The organism is Kribbella sp. CA-294648, assembly GCF_050943845.1.
Classification (GTDB): domain Bacteria; phylum Actinomycetota; class Actinomycetes; order Propionibacteriales; family Kribbellaceae; genus Kribbella.
Window position 1 is genome coordinate 454,374 of the sequence record NZ_CP191981.1, and the last position, 16,932, is coordinate 471,305.

Consider the following 16,932-nt stretch of genomic DNA (forward strand, 5'->3'; position numbering starts at 1 on the left):
GCACCAAAGCCCTTCAGCACTGAAGCCCTTCAGCACCAGGGCCCCATCAACCGATCGGTTGATTCGCCGCGGTCGCGGAAACGCGACGCTCGATCCATGACAGTGATCGAGATCGAGAACCTGGCGAAGAACTACCAGGCGAACCAGGCGGTGCACGGTCTCTCCCTGCGCGTCGAGCAGGGAGAGATCTTCGGGATCGCCGGCCCGAACGGGGCCGGCAAGACCACCGTGGTGGAGTGCGCGTCCGGCCTGCGCCGGCCCGACGGCGGAACGGTCCGGGTCCTCGGCCTCGACCCGCAGACCCAGCGACGCGAACTGCTCCAGCGGATCGGCGCCCAACTGCAGGAAGCCGCGCTGCCTGACGCCCTCCGGGTCGGCGAGGCACTGCGCATGTACGCCGCCCTGTACGACGAGCCGGCCGATTGGCGGGTGCTCCTGAACGACTGGGGTCTCGCGGACAAGAAGCGGGCCGCGTTCGGCAGCCTGTCGGGTGGGTGGAAGCAACGCCTGTTCATCGCGCTCGCCCTGGTCGGCAACCCGGAGGTCGTGTTCCTCGACGAGCTCACCACCGGCCTCGATCCGATCGCCCGCCGGACCACCTGGGGACTGATCCGCGAGCTGCGCGACCGTGGCGCCACCGTCGTCCTGGTCACTCATTTCATGGACGAGGCCGAGGCGCTGTGCGACCGGATCGCGATCGTCGACCACGGCCGGGTGATCGCCGAGGACACCCCGGCCGCCCTGATCGCCCAGCAGCACAGCGGTTCCCTCGAAGACGCCTTCTTTGCGCTGACCGGAAGGACACAGTCATGAAAGGGCTGAGCTTGAAGGGTTTGGGGCGCGTCATCGTGGTCGAACTCTCCCTGGTCGTCCGCGATCCGATGTCGGCCTTCTTCGCCCTCGCCTTCCCGCCGCTGCTGCTCTGGGTCAAGCTGCGCGGCGACGAACCACTGCCAGGTGGTCTGCCCGAGATCGACGCGACCGTGCCGATGCTCAGCGTCTTCGTGATCGGGCTGGCCTCGCTGGTGGTGCTGCCGGCCACGCTGGCGCAGTACCGGGAGCGGCGGATCCTCAAGCGGTTGCAGGCGACTCCGGCCTCGCCCGCGCTGGTCTTCGGTTCGCAGTGGGTCGCTCATTTGCTGCTGGCCGCTATCGGCACTGTGCTGCTGACCATCATCGGGTTCGCGGCCTTCGACCTGTCGGCGCCGGCGAACGTGGCCGCGGTGCTGCTGGCGTGGTTGCTCGGTGCCTTGAGCCTCGGCGCGATCGGGTTGCTGATCGGCGCTCTGGTCCCCACCGCGCGAGCCGCGACCGTGATCGGGTTGAGCGTCTTCTTCCCGATGGTGTTCGTCTCCGGCGCGATGATCCCGCGCGAGATCACCTCGGAGTCGATGCGGGCGGTCGGTGACCTGACCCCGATGGCCCCGGTGGTCGAGACGATCCGCGACGCATGGGCCGGCGACGCCCTCTCGCCGCTTACCCTGAGCATCATGGCAGCGATAGCCCTGGTCGCCGGCGGCGCCGCCGTACGGGCCTTCCGGTGGTAGAGGACTCGCGGTGGGATCGAGCCCAGCCGATCCTGCCGTACCTGTTCGTCCTCCTTCCAGCCGTCTTCGCCGTACTACGAGACTGGCGCCCAGCAGCGCTCCTCGTACCGCTCGCACTGGCCGCCTGGCACTGGCTGCTGATCGATCGCCGCCGGACCAGCCACCCGGCTGTGATGATCGCGTACTTCATTGTTTTGCTGGCCTTTCTCGCCGTGCTGCTCAGGATCGACTCCGTCTTCTTCGTGACCGGGATCGGTGCGTTCGTCCTCGCCTTCACGCTGTTGCCCGGCTGGTGGGCGTACGCCGGAGTCGCGGCGACGGCCGGCGTACTGGTCGGAGTACCGGCTAGGTCGGGGAGTTCTGCCCGGGAGTTGATCTTCTCGTTCCTGGTCGCCGTACTGATCGCCTCGGCGGTCGGGCTGACCACTCGGGCGATCGCCGAGCAGAGCGAGCAGCGCAAGGTGATGATCGGCAAGCTGCAGGAGCTCGCGGAGGAGAACGCCGAACTGCAAGCCCGCTTGCTCACCCAGGCACGAGAGGCCGGTGTGCTGGATGAGCGGCAGCGGATGGCCCGGGAGATCCACGACACCATCGCCCAGAGCCTCACCGGCATCCTGACCCAGTTGGAAGCGGATGACGGTGCCGGCAAGCGGCTCGAAACCGTGCGCGCGCTGGCCAGAGATGCGTTGACCGAAGCACGCCGGTCGGTCCAGGCCTTGCGTCCAACGCCGCTGGACGATGCGCAGCTGGCCAGTGCGCTACGAGAGGTTGCGGACAAATGGTCGGAGTCCAGCGAGGTCACCACGTCGGTCGAAATCACCGGTGAACCCCGGCCACTGCATGTCGAGGTAGAGGTCGCCTTGTTGCGGGTGGCCCAGGAAGCCCTCGCCAACGTCGGCAAACATGCCCGTGCCGGCCGAGTCGGAATCACCCTTTCCTACATGGAAGACGTCGTCGCACTCGATGTCCGCGACGACGGCACCGGCTTCGTCCCAGTCCGTACTTCGGGATTCGGGCTGGTCGCGATGCGGCAGCGCATCACCCGGCTGGCCGGCGCCTTCGAGGTCGAGACGGCACCCGGGCAAGGGACCGGGATCTCGGCCACTGTCCCCGCCATTCCGCCCGAGGGGAGCACACCATGATCCGCTTGCTCATCGTTGACGACCACCCCATCGTGCGGGACGGGCTGCACGGGATCTTCGCGGGTGATGACAGCTTCCAAGTGGTCGGCGAGGCAGCCGATGGACCTGAGGCTCTGGTGACCGCGTTGCGGACCCGGCCTGACGTGGTGCTGATGGATCTGCGGATGCCGAAGATGAACGGTGCCGAAGTGATCCGCCGGCTCCGCGAACAGACGCCGGGCGTGCAGGTCCTCGTGCTGACCACCTTCGACGACGATGCCGATGTGCTGCCGGCGATGAAGGAAGGCGCGATCGGCTATCTGCTGAAGGACACGCCTCGCGCTGAGCTGCGGAACGCAGTACTTGCTGCTGCCCGAGGGGAGACCGTGCTGTCGCCAACCGTGGCTGGAATCCTGACGGCACCGCAGCAGCAACAGCAGAGGCTGAGTGACCGCGAGCTCGAAGTACTGGCGTTGGTTGCGCGCGGAGCGACGAACCGGGATGTCGCGACGAGGTTGTTCATCACCGAGGCGACGGTGAAAACCCATCTCCTGCACATGTTCGCGAAACTGGAGGTGAACGACCGGGCAGCCGCTGTCGCGGTCGCCTACGAGACCGGATTGCTCAAGCCTGGCGGCTGATCCGGCCGTCCCTTAGCTGATGCAGCCTCCTGTCAGAGCCAGTTCTCCCGGGCGGCGTGCAGGGCCAGCTGGAAGCGGGTGCTGGCTCCGGTGCGGTTCATCAGGCGTTCGAGGTAGCGGAAGAAGGTCCGGCGGCTGATGCCCAGGGTGCGGGCGATCGTGTCGTCGGCGGCACCCGTGGCCAGCAGCGCGAGCAGTCGGCGTTCGATCGGCTCCAGCCGGTCGTCCTCGGTGCCGACGGATGCGTGCAGGGGAAGGGCGTTGCGCCAGCACAGCTCGAACATGCCGAGCAACGCGGTGAGCAGGCTGCTCGGCCGGATGATCAGCAGGGACCGGTTCACATCGGTGTCGCGCACCGACATCGACACGAACGCGATCGCACCGTCGATGATGGTCAGCTTCGCCGGCACATCGGGCAGCACCCGCGCCTGCTCGCCGGCCTCCACGCAGGGCAGGATGTTCTCGGTCAGGTAGCCCGGTACTTCGACGGACTCCGGTGAGTAGACGATCCGGTAGGAGACACCGCGCTTGAGCTGCTCGATCTCCTCCTGGTTCGGACCGGCACCCAGGTAATACGGCGGGGTGTCGATGGCCAGGATCTCGCGTTGCGCACTGCCCTTGATCTGGTGGATCCGCTCGACGATCGCGCTGCCGGTGACCACCTCGATCAGGTGCGTGGTCGACTCGTTGTGCACGGTCCGGCGGAACTCGTCGTAAGCGTTCAGGACCTCGATCCTGGCCTGCTTGAGCTCGGACTCGCGGCGCAGCGTGAGTGCTTCGAGGCCGGCGTCCGGTGGCACCGGGAGGAACCTGGAGTGGTCCGATCCCGACCGCCGCGCCAGCCCGGCCTGGACCAGACCGCCGAGCGTGCCCTCGATGCCCTGGGCAAGATCCGGTACCGCGGCGTCGAGCTCGGCGACCGAGCTGGGCCCGGTCCGCAGCAGGTGCTGGTAGACCTGTATCTCGTCGTCGGTCAGTCCGAGCACCCGCAAGTGGTCGGCACGCTCCGTGTCGGTCGAGCTCATGACCCTCCCATCCCTCCCGAGCGCGCTCACCATGCGCTACCAACGCTCCAGACTAGAGCGAACCGCGAAACCCCGATGGCACTGTCCGTATCCCGGCAGGTACGCCGAGGCATGATTGTTGTTCTGTCAGCATTCTTGTGCCGTGTCACCATCTGGCCACCATTTCCGCGCAGTTGTGAGCGAGAATTGAGGTCCAGCAGCCCGGCGACGGACCACCTGAGCGCCGCCGGGCTGCTGTTCCAATTCTGGCCCGAGTTCGCGGTCCCGTCAGCGATCGCCGTTTCGGTTGGGTCTCGATCCCGGCGTATCGGTGCCCTCGCACTTCCGTGCCATCACCGGCTGTGCCGGAGGGTGTACAAACTGTGCATCTCCATCGTGAGGCCGATGAGGAGGAGACCCCCATGTCGCAGCCACTGCGTCAGGTTCTGCCCAGGCATCGCCGGGCCTTCGGCCATGGTGCGATGACCGCCGCCCTGGTCATCGTGCCGGTGCACTCGGCACGTGCCCGGACCCGCTTGCCAGGCGACGCGGTCGCCCCGAGCGAGTCCGGCCCCCGGGTCGCCGGTGGGATCCACACAGTGCCAGGCGAGCTTCCGTGGATGGTGAGGCTGTCCACGGGATGCGATGCCACGACCGGTACCGCTCAGCAGCCGCTGACCGCCGGGCCCTGGGTGGATTCCGCCGGCATCACACCGTCCCGGCCGGCCTCGCTGTCGGCAGTTCCGGCGTACCGCCGAGGCAGTTACACCTTCTGAGCCGTGACACACGGAGGCCCTGACCGGATCGGTCAGGGCCTTTGCGTCGTACTACGCCTTCGGGAGCCGCGAGCTGATCAGCTGGCCAGGAAGGTCGAGAGCACCTTGGCCGAGTAGCTGCCGTCGTGCAGGCGGCGGACGAAGCCCGGACCCTGCGCCGCGATCTTCTGGGCCCGCTCGCGGTCGTCGAGCAGCTCGAGCACTACCTCACGGATGTTCTCGACCGTCGCCTCGACGATGGGAAGCTCGTCGCCGTTGGCCTCCTGGACCCGCTGGCGGTTGTGCTCGGTGACGTGGCCCAGCACGACCCGGCCGGCCGCCATCGCCTCGCAGGCCGTGACGCCGTAGCTGCCCAGCCGGAACTGGTCCAGGACGAGGTCGGCCGAACCGATGATGCGGCGGACCTCCTCGGGCGTGACGCCCTCGATGCGGCGGTACTCCAGCAGTCCACGGTCCTGCAGGTCGTTCATCGCCTCGTCGACCTGCTCCGAGCCCTTGAACTTCGAGCTGGTGGGCATGTGCACCGCCAGCGGCTTCGCCCGCTCCATCGGAGCCTCCGGGGTCTCCCACAGGGCGAGGTCGACGACCACGGGGCACCAGGTGGCGCCGGGTAGGTCGTCCAGAAGGTCGGGCGTGGACACGAAGGCCGGCATGTCGATCGAGGCCAGCCCGGCGAGGTTACGGCGGACCTGGCGCTCCAGTACGTCGACGTCGGCCCACTCCTCCCGCACGTACGGCGAGAACGGGTAGTTCTCCCGGTGCAGGCTGGGCAGCCGCACGTCGCGGCCGTGCGCGATGGTGGCGATCCGCAGGCCGTACCCGGTCAGCACCCGGGCCTCTGTGAAGGCGTTGAGGCTGAGCAGCGAACCGAACATCGGCCGCTGAGCCTCGATCAGCGCGTGGGTGAAGTTTTGCCGAACGTACTCGAACTGTTCACGCTGCCACTCGGGCGAGCGCAGGTAGACCTGCTCGGGAACGTGGTGGTCGGACGGGAACCGGAAGCCGCTGGGGATGCCGACCATGGTGACGGCGCCGACGCCGGGCAGTTGCCGCTCTGCCGCGCGTGCCCACAACCAGCCCTGCCCGGCGAAGTTGGCCGGCGCGACGTACAGGCGGGTGGGAGTCTCCGGCACCGGTGGGCGGCCCGCTCGGGCCTGCTCGACCAGCTCCGGCGCTACCGGCGGGACAGCCGGGCGGATCGCGCGCGTCTGAACCCCGCCGAGGCGGGCAATATAGTGGTCAGCCCGGCGCGGCAGCCGCCGCCGCACCGCCTTGACCTGGGGGCGGAAAGGGCGGAGGAGCGCACGAACCGGGCCGCGGAGTGCACGGAGCACGAGGCGGCGTGGCGCGCGAGCCATGGTCTTCAGCTGCGACATTAAGAGGCTTTCGTCGGAGGGGTCGGCAACGCGGACGAGCGTCGTCGGTCCACCCGCCCGGTGCTTAGACTACCCCGCACCGGTCCACCGCCCGATGCTCAGACTAGCCCGCTCGGTGCATAGACTGCCTCGGGAGAAGGCGCCCCGGTGGGGCGTCTCAGCCATCTGGTGAGGAGACAACGATATGAGTGCGCATCCGCGCATTGTGGTACTCGGACTCGGCTACATCGGACTTCCGACTGCCGTCGTACTGGCCCGTGCGGGCTGCCGGGTCACCGGTGTCGACCTCGACCAGAGCAAGGTCGAGGCGGTCAACAACGGCGCCCTGCCGTTCGTCGAGCCCGACCTCGACTACGTACTGCGCGATGTGGTGGCCTCCGGAGCGCTCGACGCCACCACGGAGACGCCGGCGGCCGAGGCGTACATCGTCGCGGTCCCCACGCCGTTCCTGGAGGACAAGACCGCCGACCTCAGCTACGTGCTGTCGGCCGCGCGCGCCATCGCGCCGAAGCTGACCGGCGGCGAGCTCATCATCCTCGAGTCCACCTCGCCTCCCGGCACCACGCAGCGGATGGCCGAGGAGATCCTGGCCACAAACCCCGCGCTGAGTCTCGACGGCGCCGACGGCCGTCCGGTCATCCACGTCGCGCACTGCCCGGAGCGGGTGCTGCCCGGCCGGATCATGGCCGAGCTGGTCGAGAACGACCGCATCATCGGTGGCCTCACCGAAGAGGCGGCGCTCCGGGCCAAGGTGCTGTACGAGCGGTTCTGCCGCGGCGAGCAGCTGCTCACCGACGCGGTCACCGCCGAGATGGCGAAGCTCACCGAGAACTCCTTCCGGGACGTCAACATCGCCTTCGCCAACGAGCTGTCGATCATCTGCGACAAGCTGGGCATCAACGTCTGGCGCCTGATCGAGCTGGCGAACCACCACCCGCGGGTGAACGTCCTGCAGCCCGGACCGGGCGTCGGCGGGCACTGCATCGCCGTCGATCCCTGGTTCATCGTGTCCGCGGCGCCGGAGGAGTCCACCCTCATCCGGACGGCCCGGCAGGTCAACGACGGGAAGTCGGGCTACGTCGTCGGCCGCGCGGTCGAGGCTGTCGCCAGCACCCACGCCGGGACGGTTGCCGCGCTGGGCCTGGCGTTCAAGGCCAACATCGACGACCTGCGCGAGTCGCCGGCCCGTCAGATCGTCCGCGACCTGGCCGCTGAGCTGCCGAACTGCAAGATCCTCGCGGTCGAGCCGCACATCGAGAAGCTGCCGGCCGATCTGGCCGGGCTGTCCAACGTCGAGCTGGCCGACGCGGCCGGGGCCGTCGCCGCCGCCGACGTCATCCTGCTGCTGGTCGACCACGACGAGTTCCGCGGCGTCGACCGGTCGATGCTCGAGGGCAAGCGCGTGATCGATACGAAGGGCCTCTGGCGCTGATGCCCGTTTCGCTGCCCAGGCGTGTGATTCGCAAGGCCCGGCGGACCGTCAGCGGTCACACCCGGGTGCACGAGACGCCGGACTCGCGCTGGCGCGCGACCGAGCGGATCCTGTCCCTGCGCTACCCCGAGCAGCTGCTGACCGAGCCGGACGCCGAGGTCGAGGCGGAGGCCGAGGAGGCGCCGGCCGCCGAGGCCGACCGGTTCGACGCCCGCCGCGAGCTGGCGACGGCCACCCGCGCCGTCGCCGTCATGACCGGCGCGACGGCGCGGCAGCTGGGCGACGTCCTGCCCGTCGCCGCCGTGGCGCCGGGATCACGGTCGCTCGGCGCCGCGCTCGAGTCCGGCGACCTGCTGGTGATCGAGCGGGCCGCCCTGCAGTCCGGTCCCTGGAGCACCGCGGAGACGTCGTCCGGTACGGCGCTGCTGCTCGAGATCCTGGAGTGGGCCGCCGAGGCCCGCGAGCGCGGCGCGCCCGTCATCGTGCTCGACTCCGCTGACGCGCCGAACGTCGGTACCAACCTGCTGCGCAACGCCGCCGACGTGGTGCTGCCGCGGGTCGAGGAGGCCGACCCCGTGCTCGGCCCCGTGCCCATGTCCCCGGTCGTGAGCCTGCTCGACCGAGTCGCCCGCGCCGCCGTCGAAAGAGACTGATGACCACCGATTCCTCCACCGCCGTGGAGCGCCGTGTCCTGCTGTACAGCGACGGAAACACCAACATCATCGACGGGTCGACCATCTGGCTGGTCTCGATGGCCCAGGTGCTCGCGCGGACGAACTCGCACGTCACGCTGCTGCTGAAGAACCGGATCATCTCGCGCAAGATGCTCGAGCCGCTCGACGGCATCGACAACGTGACGGTCGTCGACCCGTTCGAGGCGCTCGGCGACGCCGTCCCGCCGACGAAGCTGCTGTCGGTGCGGCAGGCCGCGGAGAAGGTCGTGGAGCTCGACCGCGCGCACCGGTTCGACAAGATCATCTCGCGCGGTTTCTACATCTCCCACGAGCTGGCGATCACCCGCGAGTTCGACGGCCGGTTCTGGCCCTACGTCATCGACCTCCCCGAGCCGGGCACCGAGCCCACCCCGAAGCGGCTGCGCGATCTCGAGGAGATCGCGCTGTCGTCCGAGCGGATGCTGGTGCAGACCGAGGACTCCCGCTCCTACATGGAGTACCGGGTGCCCGCGTCGGTCGGCAAGTGCGTCGTGATCAACCCGATGATCCCCGACGACCTGGGCCCGATGCCCGGCCGGTCGGCGCGACCGGCGGGCCGGCTGCAGGGTGTCTACGCGGGCAAGTTCGCCGAGGGGTGGATGACGCTCGAGCTGTGCGACGTACCCCGGCTGCTGGCCGAGCGCGGCGTCAACCTGTCGCTGTCGATGATCGGCGACAAGATCATGCACTTCAAGCACAACCCGACCTGGCGCGGCCGGATGAAGGCCGCCCTCGGCTCGAGCCCGGGCGTGGAGTGGGCCGGCGGACTCTCCCGCGACGACGCGACGGCGTACTCCAAGACGGCCGACATCGGGTTCAGCTGGCGGTCGCGGGCGCTCGACTCCACCCATGAGCTGTCCACCAAGGTGCTCGAGTACTGCGCGATGGGTGTGGCCCCGGTGGTCAACCGGATCGCCGCGCACGTCGAGCTGCTGGGCGAGGACTACCCGCTGTTCGTCGACTCGACCACCGAGTCGGTGCTCGACGCCATCGAGCGGGTGGCCCGCGATCCCGATCTGCTCGAGGATGCGCGCAAGAAGGCGATGGACGCCATCGACCGGTACCGGATGGCCACCACGGTCGAGCGCATCCACGCCGCGCTCCGGGCCACCGAGGTGCAGCCGAGCGTCACGCTCGTCAGCGGGCGGCCGTTGCTGCTCGTCGGCGCCAACCTGACGGCCTCGCGCGGCACCCACACCGTACTGCGGCAGACCGTCGGCGAGGTTCGCATTGCCGAGTGGGACCCGACCCTGACGGGCCAGGAGGAGCCCCGGCTCGGCGACCTGTCCGCCGCGGGCACCGTCGTCGTCGAGGACGCGGCGCCGTACCTGCCGTGGGCCACCCGTCGTAAGGCTGCCGGCCAGCGTCTGGTCGTCCACATCCGCGACCTGCGCACCGACGAGCCCGCCCTGCGGGAGGCGAACCGCGAAGAGATCGACGCGTTCGTGTTCCAGGCCGAGCCCGACCTCGCGGCGTTCGCCGCCGCGTTCGACGTACCGACGGAGCGACTGCATCTCGCGCCGGTGCCGGTCGACACGGGCTACGTGGACCGGCCGGGGCTGCCCGGCCGTCAGTACCGGGTCGGCGTACTCGATTTGAGTCCGTCAGCTTCCCGGCCCGACGTCGCCATCACGGTACTGCGGGGTCTGCTCGCCGCCGATGAGCAGTTCAGCCTGCACGTTCGCGATCGGCTGCCCTGGGAGACCGAGGAGCTGTGGGTCGACCAGCTCGAGCGCTCCTACTACCGGACGCTCGTCGCCGATCTCACGGCAACGCCTGAGGTCGCCGCGCGGGTCGCGTTCGAGCGTCCCGACAGCGACCTGCCCACCTGGTACCGCAAGGTCGGCTGGTTGCTGGTGCCGCACCGCAGCGGCCGGGTGGACCAACGGGTCATCGAGGCCCAGGCCGCCGGCGTGGCGGTCCTGACCCCTGCCGCTGACGGCGCTGCCGAGCTGTACGGACCGGATGCGCCGTTCGACTCGATCGACGGTGTGGTCCGGAAGATCGCCGCCGCGTCCGCGGACCCGGCGGAGTTCGCCCGGCTCAGCGCCGCGTCGCGGCTGCACGCCAGCCGTCACGACCTCGCCGTCGTTCGCCCGGCGTGGACGGCCGCGCTGAACGGCTGACTAGCCGAAGAAGCTCACGGTCACCAGACTGCACAGTCACCAGGGGGCGCGGGTCGTGCCAGGCCCGCGACCCTGGTGACGTTCAGGTACCCGTCAGCCGTTGAAGTCGAGGAGCCGGGTCCCGAGACCGAACAACGCCTTGACAGCGGCGACAGAGCGCTCGGTGGCATGCCCATCGCCGTACGGGTTCACCGCGCGTGCCATGGCCGTGTACGCCGCCGGGTCGAGGTACAGCCGCTCGACCTCCTTGACGACGCGGTCCTCGTCGGTGCCGATCAGGCGGACGGTGCCGGCCTCGACCGCCTCGGGGCGCTCGGTGTTCTCACGCATGACCAGGACCGGCTTGCCGAGGCTGGGCGCCTCCTCCTGGATGCCGCCCGAGTCGGTGAGGACGATGTGGGCGGAAGCCAACAGGGTGGCGAACTCGGCGTAGGAGAGTGGCTCGGTGATCACGACGTTCTTCAGCTCACCGAGCAGCGGCAGCAGCGCCTCGCGGACCACCGGGTTGCGGTGCACCGGCAGGACGATGGTGAGCTCCGGGTGTGCGGCAGCGATGCGGGCCAGCGCGCGGCCGACGCCTTCCATCGCGGCGCCCCAGCTCTCCCGGCGGTGGCTGGTGACCAGGAGGATCGGTGCCTTCGACTCGACCAGTGCGACCAGCTGCGGGTCGGCCAGCGGCACGGGCTGCGCGGCGGTGGCGAGCAGCGCGTCGATCACGGTGTTACCGGTGACGACGATGGTGCTCGGGTCGACGCCCTCACGGAGCAGGTTGGCCTTGCTGCCTGCCGTCGGGGCCAGGTGCAGGGCGGTGATCTGCGAGGTCAGGCGACGGTTCGCCTCCTCGGGGAACGGCGAGCTGATGTCGCCGCTGCGCAGGCCCGCCTCGACGTGCACGACAGGGATGCGGCGGTAGAACGCCGCCAGCGCGGCCGCCGTCGAGGTCGTCGTGTCGCCCTGGACGATGACCGCGTCGGGAGTTTCCTCGGCGAGCACCGGGTCGAGCAGGTCCATGATGCGCGCGGTGATGGCCGCCAGCGTCTGCCCTGGCTGCAAAATGTTCAGATCGTGCTTGGGGACGATGCCGAACAGGTCGTTGACCTGGTCGAGCATCTCGCGGTGCTGGCCGGTGACCACGGGCACCGACTCGAGGCCGGGCTCGGCCGCGAGTGCCGTCAGAACGGGTGCGACCTTGATCGCCTCCGGACGGGTCCCGTAGACCGTCATGATCTTCATTGCAGGGGGTACCTCTCTGTATTGGGTCGGCACTAGCAGCCGCCCTACGGTAGCGGAGGCCGCGATTCGACCTTGTACGCTGGCGTTACCTGGCCTCGCGGTAATCGCTGTTTCCGTGCCCAGCCAAGCGGATTGGCTGTCGAAGGCTGTCAAATGTATATTCCAGATAACGATCGGCGAAACACGACTTTCAGTCGGTTGCACACTCGGGCGTGAGGTTCGGTAGCCGTCTGTGCGTTGTTGATCACTATGGAGGACCACTGTGTCGTCGGTCATGGCGCCGATCCGCTACTCTGCTTCCCGGTCCGCGTGGCCGCCGTACCGGGCGGCGACACGACTCGAGCAGAGAGAGGCGTCGCCTGCATGAAAGCGACTAGCGTCGACGAGGAGTTCAACCCGTCGGTGCACGTGTACGAACCGCACAAGGTCGGCCTGCCGGCGTTGTCTCCTTACTTCCGGGCGCTGTGGCAGCGTCGTGAGTTCGCGGCCGAGATGTCGCGGACCGGTATCCGGGCGGCCAACACCAACACCTTCTTCGGTCAGGTGTGGCTGGTACTGAATCCGTTGATGCTGGCCGGCGTCTACTACGTGCTGATCGAGATCCTCAGCGGTGGCGGTTCGCGCGAGGACGCGACGGCGCGCTTCGTCCACCTGTGTGCGGGCCTGTTCGCGTTCTACTACTTCTCCGGTGCGATGACGACCGGAGCGGCCAGCGTCGTCGGCGGCGGCAAGCTGCTGATGAACATGTCGTTCCCCCGGATGCTGCTGCCGCTCGCGGCGCTGCGGACGGCGTTCTTCCGCTTCCTGCCGACGCTGGTCGTCTACGGTGCGATCCACCTGGCCACCGGGCAGGGGTTGAAGTGGCAGATGCTGCTGGCGCCGATCTTCCTGCTGCTGCTGACGATCTTCGCGGCCGGGATGGCGATGATCTTCGCCGCCCTGCAGGTGTACTTCCGCGACACCACCAGCTTCCTGCCGTACTTCGTCCGGATCTGGCTCTACCTGTCGCCGGTGCTGTGGTTCGCCGAGGACGCACCGAAGAAGTTCCAGGACTTCATGATGTTCAATCCGCTCTACTCCCTGCTGGGCGGCTGGACCGACCTGCTGGTCCGGGGCACGATTCCGGAAACCAGCATGTGGGTCGGTGCGACAGTCTGGGCGTTTGCCGCGGCCCTGATCGGTGGCTTGTTCTTCATGTCGAGGGAGCGTGAGTTCGTTGTCCGTCTCTGAGGCAGAGAAGAAGCCGATGCAGAAGCTCCAGCCCGGTGTCCCGGCCGTCAAGGTCCAGGACGTGTCGATCACCTACCGGACCACGTTCGAGCGGGTGCCGACGTTCAAGAGCGCGATCGTCCGGTTCGGCCGCGGCGAGCGGGCCGTCCGCGAGGTCAAGGCCGTCCAGAACGTGTCCTTCGACGTCGACCAGGGCGCCACCATCGGCATCATCGGCGCGAACGGCGCCGGCAAGTCGACGCTGATGCGCGCGGTGGCCGGCATCCTGCCGCCGACCTCGGGCCGGATCGAGGTGCACGGCCGGGTCTCCACCCTGCTGTCCCTCGGCGTCGGCTTCAACGCGATGCTGTCCGGCCGGGAGAACGTCGTCCTCGGTGGGCTGGCGGCCGGTCTGAGCCGCAAGGAGATCAAGGAACGCTACGAGGAGGTCGCCGAGTTCGCCGAGCTCGGTGACTTCATGGAGATGCCGATGCGGACGTACTCGTCCGGCATGTTCCAGCGGCTGGCGTTCTCGGTGGCCGTGCACATGGACCCGGACATCCTGCTGATCGACGAGGCACTGTCCGCCGGTGACGCGTCGTTCAAGACCAAGGCCGCCGCCAAGATGCAGGAACTGGTCACCAACAGCCGGACGATGTTCCTGGTCAGTCACGCGATGGCCAGCGTCCGCGAGCTCTGCAACGACTGCATCTGGCTGCACAAGGGCAAGGTGATGATGCGCGGCGAGCCCAACGAGGTGATCGCGGCGTACACCAAGTTCCTCCAGGTCGGCGAGAAGGAATCCGCCTCTCTCGAGGACCTCTGACCATGCCCAAGGCCGGCCCCCGCTCCGGGGCACGCAGTACGGCGCCGGACGTGGGGATCATCACGACCGGTCATGACGTTGCCGACGCCCGTCTGCACAAGATCACCGCGGCACTGCAGCATCGCGGCCTCACCGTCGAGCTGTGGGGCCTCGGTGACGCCGAGGGTGGGCCGGCAGGTGCATCCGTGCACGCCGGTCCGCGCGGCAGCATGGTCCAGCGGCTGGCCCGGACCGCGGTGCTGCCGTGGCGGACCAACGCCAAGGTGGTGATGACGGTCGACCCGGACATGATCCCGGTCACCCGGCTCGTCACCACCCTGCGCCGCCGCAAGATGGTCGCCGACGTCCATGAGGACTACCGCCGGCTCCTCGCCGACCGGGCCTGGGCGAAGGGCCTGGCAGGGTTGCCGGCCCGGCTGATCGTCCAGGCCGGCTCCAAGCTGGCCGCCGGCGCCGACCTGACCGTCGTCGCCGACTCGTACCTCCCGCCGCACGAGGCGAAGCGACGGCTGGTCGTCCAGAACTTCCCGTACATCCCGTTCCTGGTCCCCGCGCCGCCTGCGGGTACCCCGCGTGCGGTGTATGTCGGGGACCTGCGGGCCAGCCGCGGCCTGTTCGACATGGTCGAGACTGTCGCCGCGGCGCCGGACTGGTCGCTCGACCTGATCGGCCCGGTCGCACCGTCGGACCGGGAGCGGCTCGAAGCCCGGATCGCGGAGCCCGACCTGGCCGGCCGGATCCGTCTGCACGGGCGGCAGCCACCGGCTGACGCGTGGCGGCTGACCAAGGGCGCCTGGGCCAGCCTGGCCATGCTCCAGCCGACGCCGGCCTTCGTCGAAGCGATGCCGTCCAAGATCTACGAGTACCTCGCCAGCGGATTTCCCGTCCTGTCCACCCGGCTGCCCCGGCAGACGAAGGTGATCGAGGAGTCCGGTGGCGGAGTCCTGGTGGACTCGGTGGCCGAGGCGTCCGAAACGCTGCGCCGCTGGTCGGCGGACCCGGGCGAGCTGGAGAAGCTGCGCGACCACGCGTTGCGATGGGCGGCCGAGCACCTGCCCGCGACCACGCCGTACGACGAACTGGCCGACGCGATCGTCGACCTGCTGAAAGGCAGGGCATGACCGACAGTCGCCCGCATGTGCTGTACGTCGCCTGGGGCTTCCCGCCCTGCCGGAGTGGCGGCGTCTACCGGGCTCTGGCCACGGCCAACCGGTTCGCGGCACTCGGCTGGAGAGTCACCGTCCTGACGGCGGAGCGCGAGGCGTTCCACCGGTTCACCGGCGCCGACCCGACCCTGGAGGAACGGATCGACCCGGCGATCGAGGTCGTCCGGGTGCCGTTCGAGTGGCCGCTCCTGGAGGCCGACCTGCGCCGCTGGTCCAAGGCCCGCGCCGCGAACCCCAAGGTCTGGCGTAAGTGGCGGATCAAGCAGGACCAGGTCGCGTTCCCGGAGGCCGCGTACGGGCCGTGGCGTTCGGTGATCGAGAAGGCTGCCGAGCAGATCCACGCTGCGGACAAGGTCGACCTGACGGTTGCCACCGCGAACCCGCACGTCACGTTCACCGCGGCGTACCGGCTGCACAAGAAGCACGGCGTGCCGTACGTGATGGACTACCGCGACGCCTGGCTGCTGGACGTTTTCACCGGTGACCGCCTGCACCAGCCGAACAGCCGCGCGGCCCGCTGGGAGAAGAAGCTGGTCGAGTCGGCCAGTGAGGTCTGGTTCGTGAACGACCCGATCAAGGACTGGCACGAGAAGCTCTACCCGGCCCAGGCCGGCAAGCTGCACACCGTCGCCAACGGCTTCGACCCCGACCTGGTGCCGGACGTCACCACCCGCGACGCCGCGACCGATAGACCCCTGGTTTTCGGGTACGTCGGAACGGTGACGCCCAAGGTCCCGCTGACGGAGTTCGTCGAGGGCTGGCAGCTGGCCAGGTCGCGGTCCGAGGAGCTTGAGGGCGCGCGGGCGAAGGTCCACGGCTACCTCGGGTACTACGCCCAGCCGCGGGCGGACATGCTCGCCACCATCGACGACGCGTCCGAGTCCGGGGTCAGCTACGAGGGGCCGGTCGGCAAGGCGGAGATCGCCAAGGCGTACGACGAGTTCGACGTCCAGCTGCTGATGCTCGGCAAGGGCCGCTACGTGACCAGCGGCAAGGTCTTCGAGTACCTGGCGACCGGATTGCCGATCGTCTCGGTGCACGACCCGGACAACGCCGCCTCCGACGTACTGCGCGGGCACCCGCTGTGGTTCCCGGTCTCGGACGTGACGCCGGAAGCGATCGCCACCGCGCTGATCGAGGCCGCGCACGCGGCCCGGACGGCCGACGACGGGATCCGGACGAAGGCGCGCGAGTTCGGCGTCTCCTACCGGCGCGACCTGCAACTGGACCCGCGGATCGAGGCGCTGGCCGCCACCGTGCAGGGGGCCGCCGCGTGAACGTCGTACTGCTGAGCACCAGCGCGCTTCCGCCGACCTACTTCGACACCGTCCGTGCGGAGCTCGGTGACCCCGAGGTCACGCTCGACGTGATCGGCTGGGTCGCGCCCGAAGGCGAGGTCGACGACAAGGTCACCTTCACCCTGGTCGGCCCCACGGACGAGACGCCGACCCAAGCCTCGAAGTACGCCACGCTGGCCGAGAAGTTGCCTAAGGCAATCACTTCGTCGAAGCCGATCCGCTTCCTGCGCGAGAACCAGGCCGGCAAGGAGCTCGGAAAGGCTTACTGGGCAGCGATTCTGAGTCGTCGCGACGTGCTGGACGCCATTGACAAGGCAGCCGTCGTGGTTGCCCTGGACGACGGTGCGATCTGGGCCGGCTGGCATCTTGGCCAGCGGAACGCGGCGATCCCGGCAATGCTCGGCATCCCGGCCGCCCGTCGCGAGCTGGAGCAGCTGAAGGCACCGGCAGGTCATGGGTGATTC

16 protein-coding genes are annotated in these 16,932 nt (G+C 68.9%); 13 read left to right on the forward strand and 3 right to left on the reverse strand.

Annotation, left to right across the window (positions count from 1 at the left end; genetic code table 11):
* Positions 1 to 96 precede the first annotated feature (96 nt).
* The 4 genes from ACQPYM_RS02275 to ACQPYM_RS02290 are packed head-to-tail and all read left to right on the forward strand — an operon-like array spanning position 97 to position 3,309.
* Positions 97 to 813: an ABC transporter ATP-binding protein gene (locus ACQPYM_RS02275; RefSeq protein WP_433013960.1), complete on the forward strand. Its 717-nt coding sequence runs from the start codon at positions 97 to 99 to the stop codon at positions 811 to 813.
* Entirely contained in the window at positions 810 to 1,547 is a 738-nt protein-coding gene (locus ACQPYM_RS02280) for an ABC transporter permease (RefSeq protein ID WP_433013963.1), read from the forward strand. Before ACQPYM_RS02275 ends, ACQPYM_RS02280 begins: the two co-directional genes overlap by 4 nt.
* Positions 1,541 to 2,689, forward strand: a complete 1,149-nt coding sequence (locus tag ACQPYM_RS02285; RefSeq protein ID WP_433013966.1) for a sensor histidine kinase — start codon at positions 1,541 to 1,543, stop codon at positions 2,687 to 2,689. The genes ACQPYM_RS02280 and ACQPYM_RS02285 overlap by 7 nt, the downstream gene beginning before the upstream one ends.
* Positions 2,686 to 3,309: a response regulator gene (locus ACQPYM_RS02290; protein WP_433013969.1), complete on the forward strand. Its 624-nt coding sequence runs from the start codon at positions 2,686 to 2,688 to the stop codon at positions 3,307 to 3,309. Before ACQPYM_RS02285 ends, ACQPYM_RS02290 begins: the two co-directional genes overlap by 4 nt.
* 32 nt (positions 3,310 to 3,341) lie before the next feature.
* Here the strand turns inward: ACQPYM_RS02290 and ACQPYM_RS02295 are convergent, their stop codons facing one another.
* Entirely contained in the window at positions 3,342 to 4,334 is a 993-nt protein-coding gene (locus ACQPYM_RS02295) for a helix-turn-helix domain-containing protein (RefSeq protein WP_433013972.1), read from the reverse strand.
* 401 nt (positions 4,335 to 4,735) lie between these two features.
* On the opposite strand from ACQPYM_RS02295, the gene ACQPYM_RS02300 reads away from it, so the two are divergent.
* On the forward strand, positions 4,736 to 5,089 hold the full coding sequence (locus tag ACQPYM_RS02300; protein ID WP_433013975.1) for a hypothetical protein: 354 nt from the start codon (positions 4,736 to 4,738) through the stop codon (positions 5,087 to 5,089).
* 77 nt (positions 5,090 to 5,166) lie between these two features.
* Here ACQPYM_RS02300 and ACQPYM_RS02305 read toward each other — a convergent pair whose 3' ends face one another.
* Entirely contained in the window at positions 5,167 to 6,447 is a 1,281-nt protein-coding gene (locus ACQPYM_RS02305) for a hypothetical protein (RefSeq protein WP_433013978.1), read from the reverse strand.
* Positions 6,448 to 6,649: 202 nt separating this feature from the next.
* On the opposite strand from ACQPYM_RS02305, the gene wecC reads away from it, so the two are divergent.
* The 3 genes from wecC to ACQPYM_RS02320 are packed head-to-tail and all read left to right on the forward strand — an operon-like array spanning position 6,650 to position 10,736.
* A complete protein-coding gene (gene wecC, locus ACQPYM_RS02310; RefSeq protein ID WP_433013981.1) occupies positions 6,650 to 7,897 on the forward strand; it encodes a UDP-N-acetyl-D-mannosamine dehydrogenase in 1,248 nt (415 codons plus the stop codon).
* Positions 7,897 to 8,550 carry a hypothetical protein gene (locus ACQPYM_RS02315; protein WP_433013984.1) on the forward strand — a complete coding sequence of 218 codons (654 nt, stop codon included), beginning with the start codon at positions 7,897 to 7,899 and terminating at the stop codon, positions 8,548 to 8,550. The genes wecC and ACQPYM_RS02315 overlap by 1 nt, the downstream gene beginning before the upstream one ends.
* Entirely contained in the window at positions 8,550 to 10,736 is a 2,187-nt protein-coding gene (locus tag ACQPYM_RS02320) for a glycosyltransferase family protein (RefSeq protein WP_433013987.1), read from the forward strand. Before ACQPYM_RS02315 ends, ACQPYM_RS02320 begins: the two co-directional genes overlap by 1 nt.
* Before the next feature lie 93 nt (positions 10,737 to 10,829).
* On the opposite strand, the gene wecB is transcribed toward ACQPYM_RS02320, so the two are convergent.
* Complete coding sequence (gene wecB, locus ACQPYM_RS02325; protein WP_433013990.1) at positions 10,830 to 11,969, reverse strand: non-hydrolyzing UDP-N-acetylglucosamine 2-epimerase; 1,140 nt, start codon at positions 11,967 to 11,969, stop codon at positions 10,830 to 10,832.
* 363 nt (positions 11,970 to 12,332) lie between these two features.
* On the opposite strand from wecB, the gene ACQPYM_RS02330 reads away from it, so the two are divergent.
* Genes ACQPYM_RS02330 through ACQPYM_RS02350 form a run of 5 tightly spaced genes read left to right on the forward strand, consistent with a single transcriptional unit; the run spans position 12,333 to position 16,929 of the window.
* On the forward strand, positions 12,333 to 13,199 hold the full coding sequence (locus tag ACQPYM_RS02330; RefSeq protein WP_433013993.1) for an ABC transporter permease: 867 nt from the start codon (positions 12,333 to 12,335) through the stop codon (positions 13,197 to 13,199).
* Positions 13,200 to 13,215: 16 nt separating this feature from the next.
* Positions 13,216 to 14,004: an ABC transporter ATP-binding protein gene (locus ACQPYM_RS02335; RefSeq protein ID WP_433013996.1), complete on the forward strand. Its 789-nt coding sequence runs from the start codon at positions 13,216 to 13,218 to the stop codon at positions 14,002 to 14,004.
* A 2-nt stretch (positions 14,005 to 14,006) separates the two neighbouring features.
* Entirely contained in the window at positions 14,007 to 15,125 is a 1,119-nt protein-coding gene (locus ACQPYM_RS02340; protein ID WP_433013999.1) for a glycosyltransferase family 4 protein, read from the forward strand.
* Positions 15,122 to 16,447 carry a glycosyltransferase gene (locus tag ACQPYM_RS02345; RefSeq protein ID WP_433014002.1) on the forward strand — a complete coding sequence of 442 codons (1,326 nt, stop codon included), beginning with the start codon at positions 15,122 to 15,124 and terminating at the stop codon, positions 16,445 to 16,447. The genes ACQPYM_RS02340 and ACQPYM_RS02345 overlap by 4 nt, the downstream gene beginning before the upstream one ends.
* Positions 16,444 to 16,929, forward strand: coding sequence for a hypothetical protein (locus ACQPYM_RS02350; protein WP_433014005.1), 486 nt, complete (start codon positions 16,444 to 16,446; stop codon positions 16,927 to 16,929). The genes ACQPYM_RS02345 and ACQPYM_RS02350 overlap by 4 nt, the downstream gene beginning before the upstream one ends.
* The last annotated feature ends 3 nt before the right edge of the window (positions 16,930 to 16,932 follow it).

What these genes read in the sequence shown, in the direction of transcription:
- ACQPYM_RS02305 (WP_433013978.1), bottom strand. Translation starts at nt 6,447, where the DNA reads ATGGCTCGCGCGCCACGCCGCCTCGTGCTCCGTGCACTCCGCGGCCCG.
- wecC (WP_433013981.1), top strand. Translation starts at nt 6,650, where the DNA reads ATGAGTGCGCATCCGCGCATTGTGGTACTCGGACTCGGCTACATCGGA.
- ACQPYM_RS02340 (WP_433013999.1), top strand. Translation starts at nt 14,007, where the DNA reads ATGCCCAAGGCCGGCCCCCGCTCCGGGGCACGCAGTACGGCGCCGGAC.
- ACQPYM_RS02295 (WP_433013972.1), bottom strand. Translation starts at nt 4,334, where the DNA reads ATGAGCTCGACCGACACGGAGCGTGCCGACCACTTGCGGGTGCTCGGA.
- ACQPYM_RS02330 (WP_433013993.1), top strand. Translation starts at nt 12,333, where the DNA reads ATGAAAGCGACTAGCGTCGACGAGGAGTTCAACCCGTCGGTGCACGTG.
- ACQPYM_RS02320 (WP_433013987.1), top strand. Translation starts at nt 8,550, where the DNA reads ATGACCACCGATTCCTCCACCGCCGTGGAGCGCCGTGTCCTGCTGTAC.
- ACQPYM_RS02300 (WP_433013975.1), top strand. Translation starts at nt 4,736, where the DNA reads ATGTCGCAGCCACTGCGTCAGGTTCTGCCCAGGCATCGCCGGGCCTTC.
- ACQPYM_RS02315 (WP_433013984.1), top strand. Translation starts at nt 7,897, where the DNA reads ATGCCCGTTTCGCTGCCCAGGCGTGTGATTCGCAAGGCCCGGCGGACC.
- wecB (WP_433013990.1), bottom strand. Translation starts at nt 11,969, where the DNA reads ATGAAGATCATGACGGTCTACGGGACCCGTCCGGAGGCGATCAAGGTC.
- ACQPYM_RS02280 (WP_433013963.1), top strand. Translation starts at nt 810, where the DNA reads ATGAAAGGGCTGAGCTTGAAGGGTTTGGGGCGCGTCATCGTGGTCGAA.
- ACQPYM_RS02290 (WP_433013969.1), top strand. Translation starts at nt 2,686, where the DNA reads ATGATCCGCTTGCTCATCGTTGACGACCACCCCATCGTGCGGGACGGG.
- ACQPYM_RS02345 (WP_433014002.1), top strand. Translation starts at nt 15,122, where the DNA reads ATGACCGACAGTCGCCCGCATGTGCTGTACGTCGCCTGGGGCTTCCCG.
- ACQPYM_RS02275 (WP_433013960.1), top strand. Translation starts at nt 97, where the DNA reads ATGACAGTGATCGAGATCGAGAACCTGGCGAAGAACTACCAGGCGAAC.
- ACQPYM_RS02335 (WP_433013996.1), top strand. Translation starts at nt 13,216, where the DNA reads ATGCAGAAGCTCCAGCCCGGTGTCCCGGCCGTCAAGGTCCAGGACGTG.